The 25669-nt window shown below is 58.3% G+C and carries 17 protein-coding genes; 10 read left to right on the top strand and 7 right to left on the bottom strand.

Features of this window, described 5'->3' with window-relative positions; translation table 11 throughout:
- Positions 1–204 precede the first annotated feature (204 nt).
- Positions 205–606 (bottom strand): nitrite reductase small subunit NirD, encoded by a 402-nt coding sequence (gene nirD, locus ACQQCD_RS03410; RefSeq protein WP_430266986.1) that lies wholly within the window; start codon positions 604–606, stop codon positions 205–207.
- 242 nt (positions 607–848) lie between these two features.
- Here nirD and nirB point away from each other — a divergent pair, with 242 nt between their 5' ends.
- From nirB to ACQQCD_RS03380, 6 genes are all read left to right on the top strand, one after another.
- Entirely contained in the window at positions 849–3605 is a 2757-nt protein-coding gene (gene nirB, locus ACQQCD_RS03405) for a nitrite reductase large subunit NirB (protein WP_430266985.1), read from the top strand.
- A gap of 2 nt (positions 3606–3607) precedes the next feature.
- On the top strand, positions 3608–4657 hold the full coding sequence (cobA, locus tag ACQQCD_RS03400; protein WP_430266984.1) for a uroporphyrinogen-III C-methyltransferase: 1050 nt from the start codon (positions 3608–3610) through the stop codon (positions 4655–4657).
- Between the two features lie 27 nt (positions 4658–4684).
- Complete coding sequence (locus ACQQCD_RS03395) at positions 4685–5854, top strand: uroporphyrinogen-III synthase (RefSeq protein ID WP_430266983.1); 1170 nt, start codon at positions 4685–4687, stop codon at positions 5852–5854.
- A 65-nt stretch (positions 5855–5919) separates the two neighbouring features.
- Entirely contained in the window at positions 5920–6852 is a 933-nt protein-coding gene (locus ACQQCD_RS03390) for an FAD-dependent oxidoreductase (RefSeq protein ID WP_430266982.1), read from the top strand.
- Positions 6853–7090: 238 nt separating this feature from the next.
- Entirely contained in the window at positions 7091–7792 is a 702-nt protein-coding gene (deoC, locus tag ACQQCD_RS03385; protein ID WP_430266981.1) for a deoxyribose-phosphate aldolase, read from the top strand.
- 89 nt (positions 7793–7881) lie between these two features.
- The gene (locus ACQQCD_RS03380; protein WP_430266980.1) at positions 7882–8103 is read left to right on the top strand and encodes a hypothetical protein; all 222 of its coding nucleotides are present in this window, start codon (positions 7882–7884) and stop codon (positions 8101–8103) included.
- 84 nt (positions 8104–8187) lie between these two features.
- Here ACQQCD_RS03380 and mfd read toward each other — a convergent pair whose 3' ends face one another.
- Positions 8188–11829, bottom strand: coding sequence for a transcription-repair coupling factor (gene mfd, locus ACQQCD_RS03375; RefSeq protein ID WP_430266979.1), 3642 nt, complete (start codon positions 11827–11829; stop codon positions 8188–8190).
- Between the two features lie 178 nt (positions 11830–12007).
- Here mfd and ACQQCD_RS03370 point away from each other — a divergent pair, with 178 nt between their 5' ends.
- The 4 genes from ACQQCD_RS03370 (at position 12008) to ACQQCD_RS03355 (ending at position 17457) form a co-directional block, all read left to right on the top strand.
- Complete coding sequence (locus ACQQCD_RS03370; protein ID WP_430266978.1) at positions 12008–12505, top strand: DUF2505 domain-containing protein; 498 nt, start codon at positions 12008–12010, stop codon at positions 12503–12505.
- Between the two features lie 84 nt (positions 12506–12589).
- Positions 12590–13903, top strand: a complete 1314-nt coding sequence (gene nhaA / locus ACQQCD_RS03365; protein ID WP_430266977.1) for a Na+/H+ antiporter NhaA — start codon at positions 12590–12592, stop codon at positions 13901–13903.
- Positions 13904–14018: 115 nt separating this feature from the next.
- On the top strand, positions 14019–15758 hold the full coding sequence (locus ACQQCD_RS03360; RefSeq protein WP_430266976.1) for a sensor histidine kinase: 1740 nt from the start codon (positions 14019–14021) through the stop codon (positions 15756–15758).
- Between the two features lie 73 nt (positions 15759–15831).
- Entirely contained in the window at positions 15832–17457 is a 1626-nt protein-coding gene (locus ACQQCD_RS03355; RefSeq protein WP_430266975.1) for a sensor histidine kinase, read from the top strand.
- Between the two features lie 34 nt (positions 17458–17491).
- On the opposite strand, the gene sufU is transcribed toward ACQQCD_RS03355, so the two are convergent.
- The 5 genes from sufU to ACQQCD_RS03330 form a co-directional block, all read right to left on the bottom strand.
- A complete protein-coding gene (gene sufU / locus ACQQCD_RS03350) occupies positions 17492–17965 on the bottom strand; it encodes a Fe-S cluster assembly sulfur transfer protein SufU (RefSeq protein ID WP_430266974.1) in 474 nt (157 codons plus the stop codon).
- Between the two features lie 5 nt (positions 17966–17970).
- On the bottom strand, positions 17971–19302 hold the full coding sequence (locus ACQQCD_RS03345) for a cysteine desulfurase (RefSeq protein ID WP_430266973.1): 1332 nt from the start codon (positions 19300–19302) through the stop codon (positions 17971–17973).
- Between the two features lie 85 nt (positions 19303–19387).
- Positions 19388–19801 carry a helix-turn-helix transcriptional regulator gene (locus tag ACQQCD_RS03340; protein WP_430266972.1) on the bottom strand — a complete coding sequence of 138 codons (414 nt, stop codon included), beginning with the start codon at positions 19799–19801 and terminating at the stop codon, positions 19388–19390.
- A gap of 421 nt (positions 19802–20222) precedes the next feature.
- The gene (locus ACQQCD_RS03335; protein WP_430266971.1) at positions 20223–22892 is read right to left on the bottom strand and encodes a LuxR C-terminal-related transcriptional regulator; all 2670 of its coding nucleotides are present in this window, start codon (positions 22890–22892) and stop codon (positions 20223–20225) included.
- A 2-nt stretch (positions 22893–22894) separates the two neighbouring features.
- Positions 22895–25624 carry a LuxR C-terminal-related transcriptional regulator gene (locus ACQQCD_RS03330; protein ID WP_430266970.1) on the bottom strand — a complete coding sequence of 910 codons (2730 nt, stop codon included), beginning with the start codon at positions 25622–25624 and terminating at the stop codon, positions 22895–22897.
- Positions 25625–25669: the final 45 nt, after the last annotated feature.

Here is a 25669-nt window from a genome sequence, read left to right as displayed (position 1 = left end):
CTGGTGGCTGGCTCAACGACTGTTGTTCGCGAGCAAGGGATCTGGTGCGTTCTCGCCAGGCTTTTACGTTGGCCCTGAAGCGTGCCGGGACTAGGTCACCGGGTGGACAGCCACAGGACAAGCAATAGCGCCAGCACCAGCCAAAACCAGGCACTCGGCAAAAAGTGTTCCAAAATCCCCAGACAGCGCCCAGAGTAAAACGCCCTAGGCGGCTAGCTGAATTTCGATTGAGCCCTCAGTGAGGCGTGTGGGGTATGCGGTCAGCCGCAGGGCGGGATTGGACAAGCACTCACCGCTCTGGAGATCGTAAACGTCTTTGTGAAGTGGCGAGGCGATCGTCAAGCGCTCACCCCTGGACCCAACGATTCCGCGAGCCATCACTTGTGCACCAGTGGCGGGGTCTGTGTGGGAAACAGCAAAAACCGAACCATCGGCCATACGGAACAGCGCAACCTGCTGGCCCTGAATCAACGCTGCCTCGCCCCAGCCCGGTTCAAGATCCTCGGTGGCACAAACCCTCAACCACGAGCTAGCCGCTTCGGGCCCAGCAACGGACGGCGCCTGAATGTCAGTGACGTTGTATTCGAGTACTGCGGTGCTGCTCATGATGAATGTCCTTCCGGGTGGGCCTGCTAAGGCTGTGTTTTCAGGCTAGGCAAGCGGTGTTTCACGGCGATGCGTTCAATGTGTCTTTTACGTAAAAGCCACCTCACCGAGCCCGAAACCTCAGCGTGACAAGAAAGTTAATGCGCTGTTACACAAGAGAAACTGCTGGGCAATGGCAGTTGCCTAGGCTCGAAGCACGAGCCGCGGTGAACGAGCTGTGGCTGAAGTGAAAGGCCATCCCCGTGACCGAAAAGCAGTTGCACCCGCAGAACATCCGCCACGTTGTGGTAGCCGGCGGTGGCCCCGCCGCGCACCGCTTCACCGAGGCAATGCAGGCCCGCGGGCTCGACGGCTGGCACATCACGGTGCTCAGCGAAGAAGCTCACCTCCCGTACGACCGGGTAGCCCTCAGCAAAGCCCTCACCGAACCGGACGTTGATCTCTCTCTAGGTGAGACCAGCTTGTGGGAACACGCAGCGATTGAGCTGAAAACCGACGAGCGTGTGGTGAGAATTGATACCAACAACAAAACTGTCCACACAGCTGCCGGCCACACGTACCCTTATAACGACCTTGTCGTTGCTACGGGTTCGGACGCTGCCCGCTTATCCATCCCGGGCTCCGAATTGACCCATGTCTACCGCACCTTGGACGACGTGTGGGCCATTAACAAGTCCATCAAGGAGCTCGAGATTAAGCTCGGCCGGCCAGTCAATGCAGTGACCATTGGCGGTGGTCTGTTGGGCCTTGAAGCGGCTGCGGGCTCAGCCCAGCTTGGCGCGGTTCCAGCGGTGATCGGCGGCGGAAAGTGGTTGATGAACGCCCAGCTGGACGAGGGCGCTGGCCAAGCACTCGGTCGTCTGGTGGCCGCGAAAGGACTCACCGTTCACAACGGCGTTTACCCGGCGGCCATTAACAGTGATGACGAGGGCAATGTCACTGGCGTTCTTATGGCCGATGACCGTGTCATTCCGGCGGACTTGGTGATCGCTGCCGTTGGTGTGAAACCTCGTGATGATCTGTTCCGCGCAGAAAACAGCCAGGCAGAAAACGGCACAGGGCAGCAATTCTCCTTGGGTCCTCGCGGCGGCGTGGTCATTAACGAAGCTTGCGCCACAGACGTACCTGGCATTTGGGCTATCGGGGAGGTGGCCAACTTTGAAGGTATGTGCCTTGGTCTGGTGGCGCCGGCCAACACTATGGCCGAAATCGTTGCGGACCGTTTGCACAACGGCGAGGCGACTTTCCCCGGTTTTGACACCGCCACCAAGCTCAAGCTCTCGGGCGTAGACGTGGCCAGCTTTGGTGACGCCTTTGCCACGGCTGAACACAGTTTGGAGATCGTCTACGCTGACCCGGCGCGTGGGATTTATCAAAAAATTGTGACCACTGACGATGCCAAAACCCTTTTGGGTGGCATTTTTGTTGGCGACGCCACGGCCTACACATCGTTGCGTCCGCTCTTGGGCCGCGAGCTTCCAGCCGAGCCGGGCGCCTATTTGAGCGCCGCCGGTGGAAGCGCTCCAGAGACGGAACTGCCAGACGACGCCACTTTGTGTTCGTGCAAAAACGTCACCGCCGGGGCTATTCGGGACGCCATTGGCGGCTGTGGAACGTGCGAAGGATCAGATCCCGTCTCCGATGTGACTGGCCTGAAGGCCTGCACCCGGGCCGGAACCCAGTGTGGCTCGTGTGTCCCACTGATCAAAAAGCTTTTGGAAACAGAGCTACGCAAAAACGGTGTGGAAGTTTCCAAGGCCCTGTGCGAGCACATCAGCTTGTCTCGTCAAGAACTCTTTGAGTCGGTGCGCGTGCTCGGCCTGAGCTCCTTCGAAGAGATTATGAACAAGTACGGCACCGGTGCCGGTTGCGATATTTGCAAGCCGACCATCGCCAACATTCTGGCCAGCCAGAACAACGCCTACGTGCTCGATGCCGGTCGCGGAACCCTTCAGGACACTAACGATCGCGCTTTGGCGAATATGCAAAAGGACGGCACCTATTCGGTAGTCCCCCGCATCGCCGGCGGAGAGATCACCCCGCAGAAGCTCGGTGTGATCGCCGCCGTGGCAGAAAAATACCAGCTGTACACCAAGATCACTGGTGGGCAGCGCATCGATATGTTTGGCGCCCGGCTCGAGCAACTACCGGAAATCTGGAAAGAACTGGTTGATGCTGGCTTCGAATCCGGGCAGGCGTATGGCAAATCTCTGCGCACTGTGAAGTCCTGCGTGGGCTCCACCTGGTGCCGCTACGGTGTTCAAGACTCGGTGGCCATGGCAGTTCAGCTGGAGCTGCGCTACCGCGGATTGCGCAGCCCTCACAAGCTCAAGATGGGTGTCTCCGGTTGTGCCCGTGAATGCGCTGAAGCACGTGGCAAGGACGTTGGTGTGATTGCTACGGCTGACGGCTGGAACCTGTACGTGGGTGGCAATGGCGGAGCCACTCCGGCGCACGCTCAGCTCCTGGCCAAGGATCTCGATGACGAAACACTTATCAAGTACATTGACCGGTACTTTATGTACTACATCCGCACGGCAGACCGCCTCCAGCGCACAGCCCGCTGGCAAGAGGAACTCGAGGGCGGCATCCAACACGTTCAAGACGTGGTGGTCAACGACTCCCTTGGTATTGTGGCGGATCTAGAAGCCGCTATGTCCCAGCACGTTGAAAGCTACGTGGACGAATGGGCTGAGACTCTCAAGGATCCCGAGCGCTTGCGCCGTTTCCGTTCCTTTGTGAATGCCCCACACGAAAAGGATGACTCGATTACTTTTGTCCCGGATGAGCGGGGACAGATGCGGCCAGCCACTGCAGAAGAAAAAGCCGCCGCAGCCAAAGAGCCTGTCCTCATCGGAGCATCCATCCCCTTACGGCCAGGTTCCGCCGAACCAGCAGGATTACTGGCACCAGCACGAGTACTAGAACCGGCAGGATCATCCGAACTAGGAGCAACCAGCCGGGTTCGTTCACGCCACACGCAAGAGACTGAGGTGTAATCATGGAGCTTTCAATCGATCTCACGGGCCGCGAAGTGCTCCTCATCGGAGCCGAGCAAGTAGCCCGTCAAGCCATGCGTCGCTACCAGGCAGCCGGCGCGGTCGTATTTCGACTCAGCACCCCACAGGGTGAGAGCACTGACGGCCCGTTGCCCGAACATCCTTTCCTTGTGGCAGCAGTCGACGACGGTCAGCCGGGTTGGGAACCATTGCTCAACCGGTGCCGCGCAGCCGGTATCCCGGTGGCGATCGAGCCGCCTGCTGGGCCCGCAGGTCACGTCACCCTAGTGGGCGGCGGGCCGGGAACTGAGGACCTTCTCACCCTCGGTGCGCTGAACGCTCTGCGGGATGCCGACGTGGTGTTCTACGACCGTTTGGCCCCTCACCACTTGCTGGCCGAGCTGAGCACGGCGGAGCTGATCGACGTGGGCAAAACTCCTGGGCATCACAAGGTCAGTCAGGCCGGTATTGAAGAGCAAATGGTGTCCGCAGCGCTTTCTGGGGCCAACGTTCTACGGCTCAAAGGCGGTGACCCTTTTGTGTTTGGTCGCGGCGGTGAAGAAGTTGCGGCGTGTGTTGCTGCCGGTGTGCCTGTACACGTCATTTCCGGAGTCACCAGTGCCATTGCTGTTCCGGCTGCGGCAGGAATTCCTGTGACCCACCGGGGCGTCAGTCACCTGTTTACAGTGGTGTCTGGGCATGCCCCACTGAACGAAGAAGAGCACCAGCACCTGGCCGGTTTGGGTGGCACCATTGTGGTTTTGATGGGCATTGGGACGCTCCCTTCTCTGGTGGCAGGTTTGCGCCGCGCAGGGCTTTCGGAAACCACTCCAGCAGCAGTCATTGAGCGTGGTTTCGGCCCGGGTCAAAGAACCACAACTGCAAACTTGGGAACTCTGGTGGATGCCTCATCAAAGTGCAGTAACCCTGCAGTATTGGTGATTGGTGAAGTAGTCCGGGTTGCCGAACAAAATCGTGGCCGGACCCTTGGCGCCGCCACGGGCGACGCCGAAACATTGCAAGAACTTGCCGCGTCACTTTTGGGGGCCTAACTCATGAGCACATCTACAGTGGAACGTATGCCTTTGAATTCCCACCCAAGCCATGCAGCACCAAACACACCTGCCAGTGCTAAAGATGAGCTTGGACCAGAGGTCTCGAATCCCTTGGAGGGCTTCCGGATTGGTGTCACCTCCCACCGCCGGGCCACGGATTTGATCGAAGCACTCGAACGGCGCGGCGCTGAAGTGATGCATGCTCCGGCCTTGAAAATTGAGCCGGTAAACCAGGACACGGAACTCATTGCTGATACCCGCGCCATCATCGCGGCAGCACCGGACATTTGTATTGCCACCACTGCCTACGGAATGCGCCGCTGGTGCGAAGCCGCCGACGCTGCAGGGGACGGGGAACGGCTCCTTGAAGTTCTCGGTGCATCGAGGATGTTTGTTCGCGGCCCCAAAGCCCGGGGCGCCGTCCGCGCTGCAGGTCTTGCCGACGTCGGAATTAGCAGCGACGAAACTACTTCAACACTTGTTGACATGCTGCTTCGTGAAGGTGTCCGGGGGAAGTGCATCGCCATGCAATTGCACGGCTACACGGATGCACGTCAGCTTCAGCGGCTTCGTATGGCCGGTGCAACAGTGCTTACGGTAACGCCGTACCGCTGGGCTAAGCCCGAAGGTGAAGACCAATTGCCTCGCCTGATTGAGGCCGCGGTGGCAGGGAACCTTGACCTGATCACGTTCACTAGCGCGCCAGCTATTGATGCGATGTGGAGCACCGCTCACGAACTGGGCCTCTACAACCAGCTAGTTCATGCGCTCAAAACGAACGTAGTGGCAGCGGCTGTGGGGCCCGTAACAGCAGTTCCACTGCTCGACGTCGGTGTGGAACCGATTGTGCCGGAACGGTTCAGGATGGGTGCGTTGATCCGTTTGGTCAGCGAACATTTGAGTCAGAACCACGTAAAGCTACTCACAACAGCGGCGGGCTCGGTAGAGCTGCGCGGAAAGTCGTTGCGGGTCAACGGAACACCAATTGACTTAGCCCCCGCTCCCCTCTTGCTCCTACGCGCGCTGCTCAATGCTGGCGGCAAGGTCTTGAGCCGAGATGCTTTAGGTCAATTACTGAGCCAAGAAGATTCCGTACACGCCTTGGATATGACGGTCAGCCGGCTGCGCCGCGCCCTCCCGGATCCTCGAATGATCGAAACAGTGGTTAAGCGCGGCTACCGCCTACGCGTCTAGGGGGTGTTTAGGCCGCATTGTTTCGGCCCGGTAAAAACTGCAAAACGATTGCCGCAAAGCTGGCAATGGAGCTGAAACAAGACGGAAAAGTGAAGTCCCTAGGCTGGTTCTACCGAACACTCGCAGCTGAAAGGACCGGCACCATGACCGCCGATTACTCTCTGGAAATCTCTTCACAAATCAACGAGCAGCCCTCCCGTAATACACGTGTGGTTGTTGCCGGAGCTGGTACGGCAGCCCAACAGCTGGTCAGCCAACTCTCTCGCGGAGGATTCCTCGGCAGTATCACCATCCTCGAGGCATCGGATAGCTGCCCGCCAGAAGTGCTGGACCTTGCTGCTCTGCCCAATGTTTCGGTGCGCATCGGTCAAGACGTCACCAGCATCAACGCCGCGGAACGAACGGTGGTCACCAGAGCTGGCGCGGAAATCGGCTATGACCATCTAGTGATCGCCACTGGCTCCCGCCCGGTACGTCTCCCTGTGGTTGGCGAGAGCAAGTGCCTGCACTATGGAACGATCGACGACGCTGCACGGTTGAGTGAAGAGCTGCTCGAAGCCAGCCGCGTCTTGGGCCGACGCCCCTTGGGAATTCTGCTCGGTTCCGGTGCTGCAGCCGGTCAAGCCGAAGCAGTCCTGCGCTCACGCGGAGTCCGCCCTATCCGAACTACTGCATTGCCCGCACAGATTCTCAGCTCGTTGGCGGGGAGCCCCTTGCCCGTCACAGGCGTGCAGTTCGAGGACGGCAGCAGCATGCACGCCGATCTGGTGGTCATTGCTGAGGACCGTTTGCCGCAGGACGAATTGGCTGCCACCGCCGGCGTAGCCACTGCACCTTCTGGTGGCATCGTCGTCGGAGCGGATGGAAGCACTTCTGTCCCCGGCATCTGGGCGATCGGCGATGCCGCAGCCGTAGACGGTGTGCGCTTGGGCTTGATGGTTTCGGCCAGCGTGTCTGCGAGCGCCTGCACCGGCGCTCTGCTGGGCCTCGCCGCCTGACTCCCCGCCGCCTGACCCCTCGCCGCCTAGTCCAAGGCTCGCGAGCGACTCGCGAGTCGACGGTATGGTTTTATGGTGCCTAAATCTATGTCAGTGGTGAAATTGAAGTCGGTGTCGAAGCCTTGGGCATTGCTGACCCGGGTCTCGGCGCGTCCCCTTATGGCAAGATAGTCATTTGAGACGCTGCCGCCCGGGCGGCCCCGCCGGCCCACAAAGCCGCTCTCCTGGAAGGACCGCCATGAGCGCTGAAATCAGCACCACTGAAACTCCCGGTGGCATTGCCGCAATGATCGATCACACCTTGCTGAAGCCGGAAGCTGGCAAAGCTGATGTGTTGAAGGTCTGTGCCGAAGCAGCCGAGTATCACTTCAAATCCGTTTGCGTAAACCCAATCTGGGTCAAAACCGTCACCAACGCTTTGCGCGGTAGTGGCGTACTGACCTGCTCGGTGATTGGTTTCCCGCTCGGGGCCACGCCTACTGAGGTCAAAGTTTTTGAAGCACGTGGAGCCGCCCTGGACGGGGCCGATGAGATCGACATGGTCATCAACATCGCCGCAGCCCGTGCGAATGACAAAGATGCGCTGATCCAGGACATCACGGCGGTGGCCACAGCCGTTCACAACGAGGGCGCAATTCTGAAGGTCATCATTGAAACGGCTTTGCTCACTGATGAGCAGAAGGTCCTCGCTTGCGAAGCCGCTGCTGCTTCCGGCGCTGACTTCGTCAAAACCTCAACGGGTTTCAACGGAGGCGGTGCAACAGTTGCAGACGTAGCCCTGATGCGCGCCACGGTTGGGCCAGGCATTGGTGTCAAAGCCTCCGGCGGAGTGCGCTCACTGGAGGATGCCCGGGCTATGATTGCTGCAGGTGCAAGCCGCATCGGAGCCAGCTCTGGTATCGCAATTGTTAACGGTGAACAAGGCACATCCGCCTACTAGAACCACTCGCTAACGTCTAAGCGTTAGCGGGATGCGGCGTAATATTTTGTTGTTAGCGGCCCAAGCGGGCGCAGGAGGAGAAGTAGTTTATGAATGCCAAGAGCCGTCCGATCGAGAACGAAAACAATCTCGCACAGTCCATCGTGCTTTTTGTCATCTGCTTCGCACTATTTGCTGGCGCGGTGTACTCCCTAAACTTCCTCACCTTGGACAACGCATGGCCCATGGCTGTGGCGCTGGTTCTCTTTGCCTTGGCATTCATCATCCCCCAGCACATTCTGGGCCGTTCTGACTCCGCGGGCGAAGAATAAACCTAGCTAAAAAAGGTGTGGCTTTAGTTCTGATTGTTCAGAAATAAAGCCACACCTTTTTGCTGAGCTGCCCTAGATATTCGCCTAGGCGCCGTCGGTGAAGATATTTTTGATCACGCCATCTGCCCATTGCAGAATTTCGGCGTCTTGTAAGTCCCGGCCACCAATGCGTGCTGTCTTCGGTTTGGGGATGAGTACGGCGTCGAGTGCCGATTTGACCTGGGATCCGGGGAACATACGTGCCAGACGCATCGCTTTGGACTCAGGAAGGTGTGCTGGCGCGAACTTGATGAAGTTGCCCTGCAAAGCAACATCACTGAGGCCAGCTGCGCGTGCATCAACACGGAACCGAGCCACGGCCAGTAGGTTTTGAACCGGCAAGGGAGGCTCACCATAACGGTCCACCAGTTCGGCCTTTACCTCTTCGATGGCCTCAACGCTGGCGGCTGCAGCGAGCTTCCGGTACGCCTCTAGGCGCAAACGCTCGCCGGGAACATATTCGTGCGGCAAGTGGGCGTTCACCGGCAGCTCGATCTTCATTTCGGCAGTCTTCTCTTCTTTTTCACCACGGAAGTCAGCAACAGCCTCTCCCACTAGGCGGATGTAGAGATCAAATCCAACACCCTGGATGTGTCCGGACTGCTCGCCACCCAGAAGGTTTCCTGCACCACGAATCTCAAGGTCCTTCATGGCCAACTGCATACCCGCCCCCAGCTCATTGTGGGATGCCACGGCTTTGAGACGTTCAAGGGCTACCTCGCCCAAGGGCTTCTCGGCGGGGTATAGGAAGTAGGCGTATGCACGTTCACGGCCGCGACCCACTCGGCCACGCAATTGGTGCAATTGGGACAGTCCGTAGTTGTCAGCGCGGTCCACAATCAGCGTGTTGGCGTTAGAGATATCCAAGCCTGTTTCGATGATGGTGGTGCACACCAGGACATCGAATCGCTTCTCCCAGAAATCCACGATGATTTGTTCCAAACGGCTCTCTGACATCTGACCGTGCGCAACTTCTACCCGGGCTTCAGGAACCAGCTCACGGATTTGTGCAGCCATTCGGTCAATGGAAGAAACCCGGTTGTGAACAAAAAACACTTGGCCTTCACGCATGAGTTCACGACGAATAGCAGCCGAAGTTTGCTTGTCGGTATACGGGCCAACATAGGTCAGCACAGGGTGCCGTTCCTCCGGCGGAGTAGCCAAAGTTGAGGTCTCGCGAATACCCGTCAGGGACATTTCCAAAGTTCGTGGAATCGGCGTGGCACTCATGGCAAGAACGTCGACGTTGGTGCGCATCTTCTTGAGCGCCTCCTTGTGCTCCACACCAAAGCGCTGTTCCTCGTCCACAATGACGAGTCCTAAATCCTTGAACTGCATCTCCTTGGAGAGAAGCCGGTGTGTACCGATCACTACGTCGACGGAACCGGTTTTGACCCCTTCTACGGTTTCTTTGGCCTCCTTGCCGGTTTGGAACCGCGAGAGTGCTTTGACTCGTACCGGGAACCCGGAGAATCGCTCGGTGAACGTCTCGTAATGTTGCTGCGCCAAGAGCGTAGTAGGGACCAATACGGCAACTTGTTTACCGTCCTGAACGGCTTTGAACGCTGCACGCACTGCAATCTCGGTTTTGCCATATCCCACGTCACCTGAGACCAAGCGGTCCATCGGAATTTCGCGTTCCATATCCGCTTTGACCTCGTTAATGGTGGTCAACTGGTCCGGGGTCTCCACATACGGGAATGCCTCTTCAAGTTCACGCTGCCAGGGCGTGTCTGGAGCAAAGGCGTGGCCGCGGGACGCCATCCGGGCCGAGTACAAGCGAATAAGTTCCCCGGCAATCTCTTTAACTGCCTTGCGTGCTTTGGACTTGGTGCTGGCCCAGTCCGCGCCACCCATTTTGCTCAGGGCCGGAGCGTCGCCGCCCACATAACGACTCACCTGGTCTAGCTGGTCGGTAGGGACAAAGAGCCTGTCCCCCGGTGCTCCACGTTTGGAAGAGGCATATTCAAGGACCAAGTATTCACGCAGGCCTGCATCGGCCGGGCTGGATCCGGCAACTTTACGCTGGATCAGCTCAACAAAGCGCCCAATCCCGTGCTGTTCGTGCACCACATAGTCGCCCGCGTGCAATTGCAAAGGGTCAACTGCGTTCCTCCGTTTGGAGGGCATCTTGCGCATGTCTTTGGTGCCGCCAGCAGAGGTACGGCCCAGCAGGTCAGCCTCCGTCAAGAGCCCGAGTTTGAGCCCGTCGAGGACAAAGCCTTTACCCGCCGGCGCCGTGGTGACTTCAATAATGCCCGGCTGCGGTAGCTCCGTCAGGGCCTCCACCCGGGAGCAGGGGATGTTTGCGTCATGAAAGAGCTCGGCAAGGCGCTGTGCAGGGCCGGGGCCGTCGGTGGCCACAACAATCCGCCACTGGTCATGAACCCGTGAGCCAATGAACTCGAGCATCTCGGCAACGTCGCCTTGATACCCCCGTGGTTCACGAGCGTTGATGTTCAACACATCGATGTCTAAGACCAAGTCCTCGTCGGTGGCGAGGGAGGAAATGGACCACCATGAGATCTCTTCGGCGAGCGCAGTGGAGCGAGTCTCAGTGAGTGTGCGGAAGCTGGCTGACTGTAGGTCAGCGCTCTCTTGGGCGCCGAGGTCCAAAGGTGCGGCCCCGCCGTCGGACGCTGTAGCCCATGCTGCCTGCAAAAACTCTTCATTGGTGGTGGCCAGGTCATGGGCGCGGGTGCGGACTTTTTCTGGTTCAACCACCACTGTGATGGAACCGGGCGCTAGCTGTCCCAGAAACGGCACCATGGCATCCACAAGCACCGGTGCCAGCGATTCCATACCTTCAACCGCAATACCGCCCGCGATTTTCTCCAGCATGTCTGCGGCGGCAGGCATTTTCGCTTTGAGGGTAGCGGCACGGGACATCACAGAGGGTGTGATGAGCAGCTCGCGGCATGGCGGTGCGTGAAGTTCGGTGGGGTGGATGATGCCGGGGGCTGACAAGGAACGCTGGTCCGCCACAGCAAACCATCGCATTTGCTCAACTTCGTCGCCAAAGAATTCCACGCGAATCGGATGGTCTTCAGTGGGTGGAAACACGTCTAGGATTCCGCCGCGAACAGCGAATTCGCCGCGGTGCGTCACCATATCCACACGGGCGTAGGCTGCATCGGCGAGCTTGCGGACCAAGTAAGAGAACTCGATTTCCTGTCCCACTGCCAAGTGCACAGGTTCCAAGTCGCCCAACCCTTGCACAATTGGCTGCAGCACCGCACGCACCGGAGTAACAACCACACGCAGAGGGTCTCCAGCCTCACGGTGAGCTAAACGGCGGAGAACGGACAAGCGCCGCCCCACAGTGTCCGAACGCGGTGACAATCGCTCATGCGGGAGGGTTTCCCAACTCGGGAATTGAGCCACAGCCCCGGTTGGCAAGTAGGCGCTCAGCGCTGCAGCAAGATCTTCGCTCTCGCGTCCGGTTGCAGTAACCGCCAGTACGACGGCGCCTGCCGCACCGCCGTCGAGCGCGTCCAGTCCGTCAGCCATTTCAGCAAGCAATGCCGCGCGTAGGCCCGCTGGTGCGGCGATGCGGTAGTCCTCGCTGCGGGCTGTGCCGCGTGCGGCTTCTGAGCGGACTCGGGCAAAGGAAGGGTCCGCGTCGAGGGCTGCCCGGAGACCGCTCAGGGCCGGGGCAGGTGTTGTGGGGGCTTGGACGGTGCTCATCGCAGACTCCTGGAGATGGCGGTTGGTGCGGGAAATGCGGCAACACAAAAGCCCGAAATTCATCTGAATCCCGGGTGTTCTTAGCCTACCCGAGCCCGGCTGAGGTGGGTGTAGCCGTAGGATGATTGTCAGCCCAGATACGAACTTACTTTTGTTCGACCCAACCTTTGGAGGACCCATGGCTCTGACTGCATCCACCACTTTGCCCTTTGGCGTAGATCGTGTGACCGAGACCTTTGTGAATGAAGACTTTTTGCGGCACACGAGTGAGCTGGTTGGTGGAACACTCACGTCCGTTACCCGCCAGGGCGAGTTGAACGGCGAGTTTGTTATCACAGTGGTGCGCACCCTGCCCACCACTCGGCTCCCGGAGATCGCCAAGAAGTTCGTTGGCGAATCCTTGACTGTCACTCAGACGGAGAGCTGGTCAGCACCCGCTGCCGACGGGTCACGTCAGGCGAATATATCTCTGAAGGTAGCTGGCGCGCCCGTGGACGTTTCGGCCGTGCAAAAGCTCGTTGCTGAGGGCACTGGGACCCGCATTGACCTTGATGGCAAGGTAAGTTCTTCAATCCCGTTTTTGGGTTCGAAGACTGCCAGCGCTGCCGAGCCCATGGTGGCCAAGGGGCTGAAGCTTCAAGCCTCACAAGCTCAGGCCTGGCTCGAAAGCCACTGAGCACTTCGCGTAGACTAGATGCTGGTGTGCCGGGAAGTCTGGTCGGCGATTTTCCGTTGACCCCAAAACCCTTCAGGGAGCTTTATGACCCGGCCACCAGCATCGGCACTTCGCCGTATCCTTTCCCGCAGCAGTTACCCCGAGTACCAGCGTGTCAGCGCTATCTTGCGCAAAGAGACAGTTGGCGGGGCGCTCTTGATGATCGCTACGGTTATAGCTCTTATATGGGCTAACTCTCCCGCGGCGTCAAGCTACTTTGCTCTAAGGGACTTCACTTTCGGCTACGAACCGTGGCATCTGGAACTCAGTATGGGCCTTTGGGCCGCCGATGGTCTCCTGGCCCTGTTTTTCTTTATCGCAGGACTTGAACTCAAACGCGAATTTGTGGCAGGTGACCTCCGGAATCCGGCCAAGGCGATTGTCCCGGTCGCTGCCGCAGTAGGCGGTGTTGCGGTGCCGGCAATTATTTTCGCCGTGGTGAATCTCAATGACGCTACGGCGCTGCGTGGCTGGGCTATTCCCACGGCAACGGACATCGCATTCGCTCTTGCCGTCTTGGCTGTCATCAGCACTCACTTGCCGGCCGCTCTGCGTACGTTTTTGCTGACTCTGGCCGTGGTTGATGACCTGATTGCCATCGCCATCATTGCGATTTTCTACGCAACAGATCTGCAGCCCTGGTTGCTCGCAGCAGCAGTGATCCCCTTGGCAATCTTTACGTTTTTGGTGCAAAAGCGAGTTCATCAGTGGTACTGGTTGCTACCTCCGGCATTGGCCACCTGGGCTCTCATCCATGCCTCAGGAATTCACGCAACCGTTGCAGGAGTGCTTTTGGGCTTTGCCGTGCCGGTGCTGAATTCACAACAGAAAAAATTCTCCGGTACCGAGCCCGACGCCGGCTTAGCCGAACGCTTTGAGCATTCCCTTCGCCCACTCAGTGCCGGGATCGCTGTACCCGTCTTCGCTTTCTTCTCCGCAGGTGTGGCTCTAGGTGGTGGGCAGGGAATAGCCGAGGCCCTTGCCGATCCAGTGGCCCAAGGCGTGACCCTGGCACTGGTTGCCGGCAAAGCCATCGGAGTGTTCGCTGCAACATGGCTCGTGACCCGAACCAGCAAGGCCAGTTTGGACGACGGACTGGCATGGGTGGATGTAGCGGGTCTAGCGCTTTTGGCCGGGGTTGGGTTCACCGTGTCCTTGCTCATTTCAGAACTCGCCTTTGGCCAAGGCTCGCCACACAATGACCACGCCAAGGTGGCGATCCTCGCTGGCTCCTTGATTGCTGCCCTGCTCGCCGCCGTTGTGCTGCGAATCCGGAACCGTCATTACCGCAAGGTTGAGGAGATCGAATCCCTCGACGCCGACGGCGACGGAATCCCTGATGCCTTCCAACGCCACTAAAAACTGCTCCCTGGTCGCCAGTAGCCGGGACAAAATCACGCTGACGCCCAATGCATGGCAAAATCATGCCTAGGCTCCACTCCGGGGGCCTGAGTACATCACTCAAGGTGGACCCATGCCCCTCTTCGCATCGTCGGACTCTGAGAGCGTCCCCCTGACCCGGATTTTGCTGGGCACAGAGGGAAAGGAATCCTCGCTCGAACGCCATCTGCTGCTCGCCATCCCGATGCTCCTGCTGGGCGTGCTGTTCACCGTGATGTACCCAGAATTGCTCAGTCATGGGGCCTTTGTGGCTGGTTACGCTGTCCTTCTGCTGAGCCTTATTTTTGCCGCCGTTTTTCCTTGGGACCGCTTTCGAGCCAACCCGTCTGTGGTACTGGCGCTCCTCGGTTTCGTGGCCATTATTCTGGCCCGTATCGGCTCTCTGACGGTGCTCGATGTTATGGGTCTCCTTGCCGTATTCCCCATGACGCGTTTAGCGGTAAGCATCAAGTACCGCGGTGTTGCCATTGGAATGGGTGCCACCATCTTGATGATGATCGCCCCGCTGCTATTGGGTCTGACTCCCCTGTCATCCCAGGTTGTGGCGCGTTTGGCCGCCCTTCCCTTGGTGATTTTCTTTGTGGGCCTTGCCGTGGCATTTATTACCAGCCGCTTGGAGGGCCAATCGCAGACGCTCCTACGAACCTCACAACAACTTGCCTCAGCACTCGCTCAAAGCCAAGAAAGAGAAGAGCTGTTGCGCTCAGTTCTCTCCGCTATCGATGTTGGCGTAGTAGCAATGGATGCCAGCGGTGTCCCTTCGGTGGTGAACAAACGTGGGTTCCGTGAAGACATGGCAATCTCCGCCGAGTTACGCGAGGCCGGAGCCGCACGTGAAAAGTGGTTTGCCATGGGGGAAGGAAGTAAGGAGCTTTTTGAGCCCGACAAAGTCACCCCCATTCCGGCCGAGCGCAGGCCCTTGGCACGGGCTATCCGCGGTGAAGAGTACAGCAACATGCTTTTTTGGGAACGGCGCGAAGGGCGGGTGACCGCTTACAGCGCCACTGCCAGACCCATCCGCATGGCAACGACCACGCCGGACGCAATCCCGGCCGCTTCAGCCGCAGCTGGGCACGTTGTGGCCTTTGCGAATGTCACCCAGCTGCTTGACTCAGCGAACGCACAACAAGAGTTTGTGGCAACAATCTCGCACGAACTCCGAACACCTTTGACGTCAATCCTTGGTTATACGGAAATGCTTCGTGATGAACTCACCGATGCAGGTATGACCGACGTGCCTTCCTTAAAGGTCATTGAGCGTAACGCCACCAAACTGCGGGACCGCGTCTCGGATCTAGTTTCGTCGGCCGAGTCAACGCTCAGCATTGTGCCAGTTCCTACGGATCTTCGCTCCTGCATCGACGCCGCGATCTCCGCCATTGAACCTCTGGCTACCATTCACCGGGCTGCTCTCCGAACAGAGGCCCCAGAGTGTGTAGTTGCGCTCGCTGATCCGCAGCGCGTGGGTCAAATCCTAGAAAACATCATTTCCAATGCGGTTAAATACAGCCCCAGCACCACTGTGACAGTGGTCTTGGGGCGCGATGCATCAGCTCATCAGGCAGTGGTCAAAGTTATCGACCACGGTGTGGGAATTTCCGCAGAGGACCAGCAGAAAGTTTTCTCACGATTTTTCCGGTCAAATTCGGCCCGCGAGTCCCAAGTGTCCGGTTTCGGTCTGGGCTTGAACATTGCCAAGTCACTGACCGAACGTCACGGCGGAACCCTCGAGTTAGACAGCGAATTAGGAGTTGGAACCACAATTACGCTTAGGCTTCCAATGGCAGGGTCGGAACCCAGTGACAATTCCTGATTCTCACCAGCCCGGCGTCCGAACCACCGGCCCAAGTCTTTTCCCGCGCTACTTCCATCAGCACGGGCTTCGAATGCGAGTGTTTCTGAGCCAATTACCGCTCAGTATTGGAATCGCTTGTGCCATCCTGATCGCCGCTGCTGCTAACCCGAAGGCGTTAGGCGATCCCTTTGTGATGACCGGTATTCTGACGCAGATCCTGCTTCTAGCGGCAACCCTTGCCGTTCCTTGGCACCGGCTGACCTTCGGTTTATTTCTGATAATTCCGGTTTTTGATTTTCTTTCCCTTGCCGTAATTCGTCTCTCCGGCAGTGACACCCTCAACGGTGTTGCCGCTCTAACCCTTTTTCCGGTCTTTTGGTTGGCGGCGTCAGGACTTTCCCGCCGCATAGCACTGCCCGCTATCGTGCTGGGTTCACTGATGGTGGTGTGGTCTCCATTGGTGTTCGATGGCAACACTTTGACTACTGCGCAGTTACTCCGCCCGCTTCTTTTGCCAGTGATTTTTCTTGGCCTGGGCGTGGCCGCCAGTACCCTAGTGGCCAGCATGGAAAAGCAGCAGATGGCTCTGAAGGAGAAGGACCGTCAGCTCGTTGAAACCCTTGGACTGAGCCAGAAGCGCGAACAACTGCTCAACGCCATTATGAACACTGTCAATGTTGGTCTGGTGGCAGTGGATGCAGACGGTAATGACATCCTGATGAACCGCAAACAACGGGACTTCCACCGTCTAGCGCTACCGCCTGACGCCCGAGACGCCGCAGAAGAACAGTTGTTAGTTTTTGAAAGTGACCAAACCACGCCCATTCCCCCTGCGGAACGCCCGGTACGGCGTGCCATCAACGGTGACTACGTTTCAGAGACCCTGATGTGGCTGGGCAACGGCAGTAACCGAAGGGCAGTTTCCAGTACCTCCCGCGCCATTAAAGACACTGACGGTACCGTCACCGGATCAGTGGTGGCCTTCTACGACGTCACCGAAGTAATGCTCGCGCTGCAGGCCAAAGACGACTTTGTCTCCAACGTCTCCCACGAATTGCGCACTCCCCTGACATCGATCCTGGGTTATTTGAGCTTGGCTATGGAAGAATCTACGCAGCTGCCCAAGCATCTGGCCGCGTACCTACAGGTGGCAGAACGAAATGGTGAACGGCTACTCAACCTCGTCTCCGATCTGCTAGCCACTGCCACACCTGCGGTGGGGCTACACCGGCAATTAGCGGACCTCTCAGAGCTCGTAGAGTTGAGCGTCGATTCCGCCTCGCCTCGCGCCACAGCCAACAACGTGGTGCTGTTAAATCAGAGCACCACGCCGGCGATGGCTGTCTTCGACGTAGGCCGGATTGGTCAAGTGGTGGACAACCTAGTGTCCAACGCCATCAAGTATTCTCCCGACGGCGGTGTGGTTACTGTAACCACCTTCAGCACTGACTCGGAAGTGGGTTGCCGCGTTGCCGACACGGGCCTCGGAATGGAAGCTGCCGACGTCGAACGGTTATTCACCAAGTTCTTCCGCGCCAAATCTGCCACAGATCGTGCCATCCCGGGGGTAGGCCTTGGTTTACGGATCAGTAAAGGCTTCGTAGACAGCCATGGTGGCACCATCGAGGTCCAGAGCTCGCCAGGGCAAGGCTCGGTGTTTACCGTCCGTCTTCCGGTCGATCCCGACGCCGGCACATCCCTCCCAGCGGAGCCCTAGGGCTTTCTCGTCTTTAGGTTACGTCGTCATTGGGTTACTCGGCCAAGGCCTGACGCAAGGCGTCTTCAGCAGCAACCCAGGCGAGCATGGCGCACTTAACCCGCGCAGGGTACTTGGACACACCAGCCAATGCGGCTGCGTCACCAAGCACTTCCTCATCGGCTTCGATACTGCCACGCGAGCGCATCAAGTCGCGGAAGGTGTCAATCAGTTCCTTTAGGTGCCTTGGGTCAGCTCCTGCGGCTTCTTCGCTAAGGATCGACGCCGACGCCATAGAAATCGCGCAACCGTCACCGTTCCAGTGAATCCCTGCCACCGTTGAACGGTCCGCGGAGAGCTCCAGCCGCAGAGTGATTTCGTCACCACAGACAGGGTTGAGTTGGTGGCATTGCCCAACGCCGGGTGTCCCGGGTGCCGCTGCAGTCTCGGATTCCGGAAGGTCACCGCCACTACGGGTTTTGGAGTGTTCCAGGATGATCTGCTGGTACAGCGAATCGAGCGAACTCATCTTGGTTACTTACCTTCCACGGCGGTCAAGCCAAAGTATGGGCGAACTTGGGCCAGCGCTTCGAGGAAACTGTCAATCTCCGCGGTGGTGTTGTACAGGTACGAGCTGGCACGAGTTGACGCTGTCAGCCCCAAGCGCCGGTGGAGCGGTTGGGCACAGTGATGGCCAACTCTGACGGCGATTCCCTTGCTGTCGAGGTACTGACCAACGTCGTGAGCGTGGACGCCTTCGACGTCGAATGCGGCAAGGCCAGTACGCTCACTTCCGGCCGCGGGGCCCAACAGGCGAACACCGTCAATGGCGTCGATTCCTTGTGCAAGACGCTGGCCCAGTTGTGCTTCACGGGCGGCGATCCGGTCCATACCGGTTTCACTCAAGTAGTTCACCGCTGCTGCCAAAGCTACTGCTTGGGAGACGGCCTGCGTGCCAGCCTCAAAGCGCTGCGGAGCGGGCATGTAGAGGGAAGACTCCATGGTCACTTTGGTGATCATGGAGCCGCCCGTGAGAAATGGCGGCAGCGCATCCAGCAGGTGCTGCTTCCCATACAGTGCGCCAATGCCCGTGGGGCCGAGCATCTTGTGCCCAGAAAACACTGCAAAGTCCACGTCCAGGCTGGCGAAGTTCACGGACAGGTGCGGCACAGACTGGCAGGCATCCAGCACCACAAAAGCTCCTACTGCCCGGGCCAAGGAAACCAATTCCGTCACCGGGTTGATGTTGCCCAGAACGTTAGAGGTGTGCGTAAAGGCAAGCACCCGGGTCCGTGGCCCAATCAATCGGTGAGCTTCATCCATACGCAAGGCGCCGTCGTCGTCCACTGGAATGTAGCGCAAGGTGGCGCCGGTGCGGCGGCACAGTTCTTGCCACGGCACCAGGTTGGCGTGGTGTTCCATCTCGGTGGTGAGAATTTCGTCCCCCGGTCCCACAGCGAATTGTTGGGACTCGGCAGAAACAAGACCGGTGGAGGCGTTGGAGAATGAGTAGGCCAAGAGGTTCAGGCCGGCTGTGGCATTGGCTGTCCACACGATCTCTTCTTCACGGGCACCCACAAAAGCGGCAACCGTGGCGCGGGCAGACTCAAAAGCGTCAGTGGCGTGAACAGCAAGTTCGTGTGCACCACGGTGGACTGCCGCATTGCGCTGTTCGTAGAACTCCTGCTCGGCTTCGAGCACACTCAGGGGGTTCTGCGAGGTTGCCCCGGAGTCCAGATAGACCAGAGGGAATCCGTTAACTTCCTGATCCAGAATGGGGAAGTCGTTGCGGATTCTCAACGCCTCGGCATCATCTAGCTCACCTGTGGCGGTTCGGACAGACAGCGGTGGTGTAACGGTGCTCAAAAAAACCTGCTCCTTGTGGACGGCATCCGGTCAGCCGCCGGTATGCCTTCCTATTGTCCCACTTGTCCTCGGTTGGTTGCCTCACTCACCGTTGAGCTTCGCGGATTGACGTCTGCGGAGCACTTGCCCACAAAAGAGCCAGCTCCTGCCGGCAACAGACTCCTAATTTTCTATAGGCTCGTTGCAGATGGGCGTTCACCGTGTTCACAGCAATATCCAGTGCCAGTGCCACTTCTGCACTGCTGAGACCTTGCACCACCAAGGTGGCCACTTCGCGTTCGCGATGCGAGAGCCTAGTAACGTCACCTTCCGAAACATTGTGCGAGTCACTGCTGCCCTGCGGGTTGAGATCGTCAAAATTCACCACGGTCAGTTCGCCGGCGACAATTAATTCCATCAGCTCTGGCGAGATCGGGTGGTCTGTACGAGGCGCCGCCAGCAGCCAAATCTGGCGGTCGGCGAGCAACAGAGAAAGCGTATCCTTGGTTGCCTTATCCACCCCTACGGATCCCTTCCTCGGATTCAGCTGACACATAAGGCCGCGATAAGAAGGTTTCCTTCCCTCCGCCTTGATGAGAGCAACGAACAAAAACCGAGAAAACTGGGGGGCCGGTGGTGACTGGGGGAAGCCTCGGTCTCAAAGGCTTATTCACCACCGACCCCGTCCTTGTTCCTCCCGGTCGCAACCGGGAGTCCGCCAATCAACGGCAGCCAGTTCGGATGGGTACCCCATCCTCGGCACGGCGTTCCCTATCCGATACCTCAAAGCTAGAGGGACGCCTCATCCAAAACACGAGTATGCCCTACCCGTTTTTGCGCTCCAGAGCCCGCACGTCACTGACGAGTACTTAGGATCACCTTCCACCTTGGGTACCTGTGGCACCCACCAGCGTCACTGGTACTGTCTCAGGACAACGTGTTTAGAGATAGACGCTGATCCGCCCAGCAAGATCGTCGCGGCGGCTAATTCCCAGCTTCGCAAAAATCCGGTACAGATGCCCCTCAATGGTCCTCAGCGATACAGAAAGCTGCAGGGCAATTTCTCGATTGCTGCAGCCGGACTGAACCAGCGTGGCAATCTCCTGCTCTCGTCGAGTCAGTTTGCCAAGGTCGGGGCTATTGGGCTCCCTTAATACACCGCCGGTAGTCAGGGCAGCAATGCGTCGCTTGTAAAGTCGCTGGGCCCCGAATCTACGTGCTTGATCGCCACGAGAATCCAAGATCTTTACCGCTTGAGCTGCACAGTCAGCCGCAGCCAGGTACTGGCCTTCGCGGGCGGCCAATTCGCTCAGATCGGTGAGCTTGACTGCGTCTTTGACCACAATTGCTCGGCAGAATTCGAGAACAAAAGCCGCACGACGGCCTTCACATTTTTCGGCTACGGATGCCAGACGTAACACGAGGGACGCTTCGCCGTGCCGGACGGCCGAATAAAGCACCTCCAGCTCGGCACTTCTGGCGCCGGCCGCTGCGGCTTCGTCGGCCAACAACACTAGCTGGGACAGTGGAAGGCGAGCATTACTCATCTCATTCTGTAAGCTAATCAGTCTGGCGCGGGCCACTAGAGAGAGTTCCCTGCCCACCAAAGGCTGAGCGTCGGCCTGAGCTAGATAACTGACTGCCAGGTCATTTCTGCCGACCAAGTGAGCGGCATAGGCCACCGTAGCCAACGCTTCTGGCAGCAGTCCACGAACGTCTCTTAAGCGCAGCATTTCAACGCTCTGGATCAAGTGCGGAAGTGCTTGGATGAGGGCTCCGCGGTTCAATTCGGCCGCTCCCACCGCAAATTGCAAGAGACTGCCCATATACAAGAGCGAATTTTCGGCTTCTACGATGCGATGGCCAACATAGCCCTCTAGAACCTGATACTCGCCCGCTTGGTGTAACGCCACGAGCTGGATACGTATCAGTTCCGGCCGGTAGTAGTGGTGTTCGGCAACGTCAGTACTGAGCAACGTGGCCACCGAGTCAAGAATTCCTAAGGCTGTTGATGCTTGACCAGTCAGCGCTAAGGATTCACTGAGCAAGAGCCCGGCCTGGATACGATTTTCCAGCAATTCCGAATGCTCCCATAGTGCGGCGAGCTCAGACTGGACGTCACCGTAGCGGCCATCGGCATGACTCGCCGAGAGCCAAAGAAGCCGGGCTGCATCTTGCTCGACTGCAACTTTTTGGGCCGAGAGCGTCCCAACGGCAGCTAGGCGTTGCAAGGCAACATTCCAGGCACGAGCTACAAGAGTTACACCGGCAGAACCCGCGCCACGGCTGGCTGCCAACTGCGCGGCCAGAAGGGATGCTTGCCGCAGGGTCAGCGGATCCTGCGCCTCATCTATTACGTAGTTCAGGGCGCTGTTGGCCGCACGATAGTCCCCGCTGTAATACCTGGCCCGTGCCAGCTCTACCGCGGCTTCACAGCGATATTTCGCCGAGTGGATGGCCAATGCCAGCTGCTCCACTTGGCCCGGCAGGTAGAGACGGTTCGCTAAACGTGCAGCATGAAGAATGGTCTCCTCGTCAACAGGTGCGCCCGTTTCTAGGGACCACAGCACAAATCTCAGGAGCCCGTCCATGGTTTCGGGGTTTCCGTCCAAAGCTGCAAGAATCCGATGCCGGATGGCCATGCCTCGGGCTTTTGGCACCAGTTGACGCAGAATTTCGGCAACTAGGGGTTTGACCAAACGAACGTGCCGTTTGTGATCCTCCGCGACGTGGATAAAACCGAGCTCCTGAAGATGATCAATGGAGTTGTTGTCACAGAGCGTCACCAGAGTGTCCAGCGGCAAACTTTCAGCCAAAGCCACGGTCTCTAGGGTCTGCCGATCGCTTTCGTCAAGGCCCAGCACTTGCTGCCGCACAATGTCCATGAGTCCTGAACCCGCGGCCTGGACTGGGGCATTAAGGATCCACGAGTTGTTGCCTTGGACAAGCTGGCCGCTCTGACGCCCCTGCAGCAGTAGTTCCCGCAGAAGCATTGGGTTTCCACTGGATTGACGGAGCAGAACTGCGACTGTGGATGAAACAACCGGTGCACCGAGAACTTCCTGGCACATTTCTACAGCCTCATCAGGTTCCAAAGGCAAGACCTCAAAACGCTCCAGAAGACCCTCAGACCACATAGTCAATAGTTCAGCTGGTGGCGCGGGAAAGGTACGGCATAGGAAAACAACACGAACCACCTCGGCCACCATCAATTGCGTCACCAAAGCCACGCTGTTTTCATCCAGATACTGTCCATCCTCAACCACAAGAAGGGCCGGAACAGCGCCGGTCCGGCGATCGGGGCTAAATTGAACTGAGAGTGCATCAAAGACGGCGATTGGCTGGTCAATTTGTTCCGGCGTGAGCTCCATCAGCAATGGGGCCAGAGCAGCATACGGAACCCGCGCCAGCGAAGGTCCAGCGTTGATTTGATAGGGCCGCACCCGCCCGCCCAGCTCCTCTAATACTTGGTGCATCAGAGCCGTCTTGCCCATCCCGGCGTCACCCAACAGCAGGACACCGGGTCCTGAGGGATCCAGCAGACAATCCACCACACCTTGCACCAAGGCAAAGCGCCCAATGAGCCGTTCAACAATCAGTTCGTCTGTCACGGCTAGACCGTCTCAGGCTCTAGGAAAGAATAAAGCAGTTCTGACCGTTCGGAGATCTTCAATTTCCGGAAGATTCGGTACAAATGTCCTTCAACGGTTCGGACGGAAACGTGCAGCTGGCTGGCGATCTCACGATTACTAGCCTGGTGAGCCGCAATCCTAGCTATTTCAAGTTCCCGAGCAGTCAGCGGTTGCATGTCCTCGCTGCCCACTGACCGAACCCCTAGAACGTGCCTGTACTGATCGGCTAAGCGTTTGGCCAGATATTGTGCGTTGCGGTCCTGCAAGGCCACCGATCTCAACTCCGCCAAGCGAGCGACGTCGAGCGCAAAGCGATGATTCTGTTGCTCAGCCGCTTCCAAGGCGACAGCCACCAACATCGATGGATCTTGAGCGAGAACGGCGCGAGCAAATTTTCCGCATAATTGCGCGAATGGTCCGTCCGCCAACACGGATGCTTCACTCAAACGCCGCGCCACAGCGAGGTTACCGCTAAGTTCCGCGCACCGTAGTGTAGCGCTGAGGCAGTACAACTCGAGCGTAGTGGCTCCCCGCTGTTGTTCTTCTCCTGCCATGGACAGCAACTCAGTGGCGAGCATAGAACTCCCCGGTGCAGTGTCCAATCCAGCCGAGTTGATCATCCGAGCGAGAGCAGCAAAATACTGTGCTGTGCGTTCCACCAGATAGGTGGCCCGCCGATCTTGAGCAGCTGCTTCAGCTAGAGGTTTCTGGGACTCACTTTTATTTCCGTTCAGGGCATGTGCATAGGCAGCAGCCGAGCAAGCAAGCGCAAGCACACCTTCAGCGTCGCCAACCCGCAGTTGTCCGATTGCGGGGTTCAAGAGCCCAAGAGCAACGCCAGCTTTACCTTGCGCCGCGGCCACAATGGCCGCGGGTAGCTCCGTGGCATTAAACATTTGGTAATGGGTCCGGGCAGCGCTTTGTTCACCAAGACTGATAGTGCTGGCTGCTGTTTCAAGGTGTCCCCCCAAAAGCAGCGCGTACCGAATCCTCGGAATTGCCAGTTGGACCGCAACTGCAACGCTCTCTGGCCTGTGGCATTCAGCCAAAAGTTCCTCGGCGAGGCAGCGCGCCTGCTCCATCTGCCCGGTGACGGCCAGCGCCTCACAAAGCATGCTGCCTCCTAAGAGCCTGAATACCGAGCTACGTGGAACAGGCTGACTGAAAAGGTCTGTTAGCACTTTCACTTGCGTTGGGTAATCACCCGAATAGGAGCGGGCCCCGGCTTCGCTCAAAAGAAGTTGCTCGAAGATCGCCTCATCCTCGCGCGCCAACGCCGGGTCCTTGGCGGCCATTTCGAATTCTTTCCGTGCACGGTCAAGTTGCTGCGCCGCCCCTGGGCCTCCCCCTTGGGTGGCCAGAAGTACCGAACTCCCCGCCAGTAAAAGCCGCACCCGCTGAGCTACGTTCAGTAAGGGCCTTGGCACCTTGCGGAATCGGCCAAGGACCAGTCTTGCCTGACCTATCTTGCCCAAAAGTAAGAGTGAACGTATTTCTTCGGCGGCAGAACTACCGGTTTGGGCATCGTCCAGGAGGGAACGGATCAAGCGCAGAGCCAAATTCGGCTTGGACGCGTCATTGGCAAGTCCCGCACTCTCAACGGTTTCCGCTGTTGTGAGGGCTGCCCCGCAGTCCAGACCCCATACCGCTAAGGCGAGCTTGATGTCTGGTTGAAGGGTGTCCCCCTGGAAGGCTTCTATCACGAGCGCTCGGAGGTGGTTACTGCGGCCCTGAGGTACCGCGCTGCGGACGACGCCGGCCAGTAGGGGGCTGTGGATTCGAGCATGTCGGGGCGCCCTATGATCTAGTTCGAGAAGTCCTTTCTCCTCCAATGAGTCAATCTCGTGAGCCGCTCCGAGCCGCAGCAATACTTCCAGCGGGACACTTTCGGCGAGCGCCACGATGTCGAGGATCCGGTGCTCGCCCTCGTCTAACCGGCCTATCTTGGCCACTATCAGCTCTGTTACTGCCCGCGAATGAACTGATACTTCCCCACTGAGAATCCAGTTGCCTTGAGCCTTCGAGAGCGCCCCCGATTCGAGAAGTTCTTGACTCAACAACTTGAGGTGGTGGACGTTACCTCCACTGTTCTTCCACAGAGCACGCACGGCCGCTTGGGAACATGGCGCCTGCAATGCTTCTGCCAGCCATTCACGGGTCTGAGTTAAGGTCAGCGGCCGCAGCTCAACATTTGTAACAAGCCCTTCATCGCGCAGACTTAGGAAAGCGTGCGGCAGGCTCGCAGGTTCGGTGGCTGTAAGTATCAGCTGGATAGCACCGTTGCGTGCAAGTTGTGCCAAGGCCACGGCACTAAGCTGGTCAATATCAACCGCGTTGTCCACAAAGATGACTGCCTGCTGGCCGTCGGAGTGTTCTGCCAGCAAGCGCGTCAAGCCAGACAACACCAGAACTGGATGGTTCAGGTAGCTTGAGTCAACGTCTCGCAGTAATACGTTGAGGGCCCCATAGGGTGTGTTAGCGAGCGTGTGGCTGCCCCGCAACGAGACCACGTAGCCATGCTCACGAACGTCCTTGAGTGCCTCTTGGGCGAGGAACGTTTTGCCCGATCCGGCTTCACCAGTGATGAGCGCACCAGAGCGATTTTCGCTCAGGCCTTCGGCGATCATTTCTATGGCTTCTTTGCGACCCACCACAGGCCACAGGGGAGCCGCATTCACATGACTAGCCCCAGAATCCGTGTTCAACAGCATTTTTGCCCCCAAGCATAGCCTTCACCGACTTCCTTAGAAGTCGCT

The sequence above is a fragment of the Pseudarthrobacter sp. J1763 genome (genome assembly GCF_050490295.1).
Lineage (GTDB): Bacteria > Actinomycetota > Actinomycetes > Actinomycetales > Micrococcaceae > JBNPEO01.
Note: the sequence above shows the minus strand (reverse complement) of the source record. Positions and strands in the feature narration are given on the sequence as shown.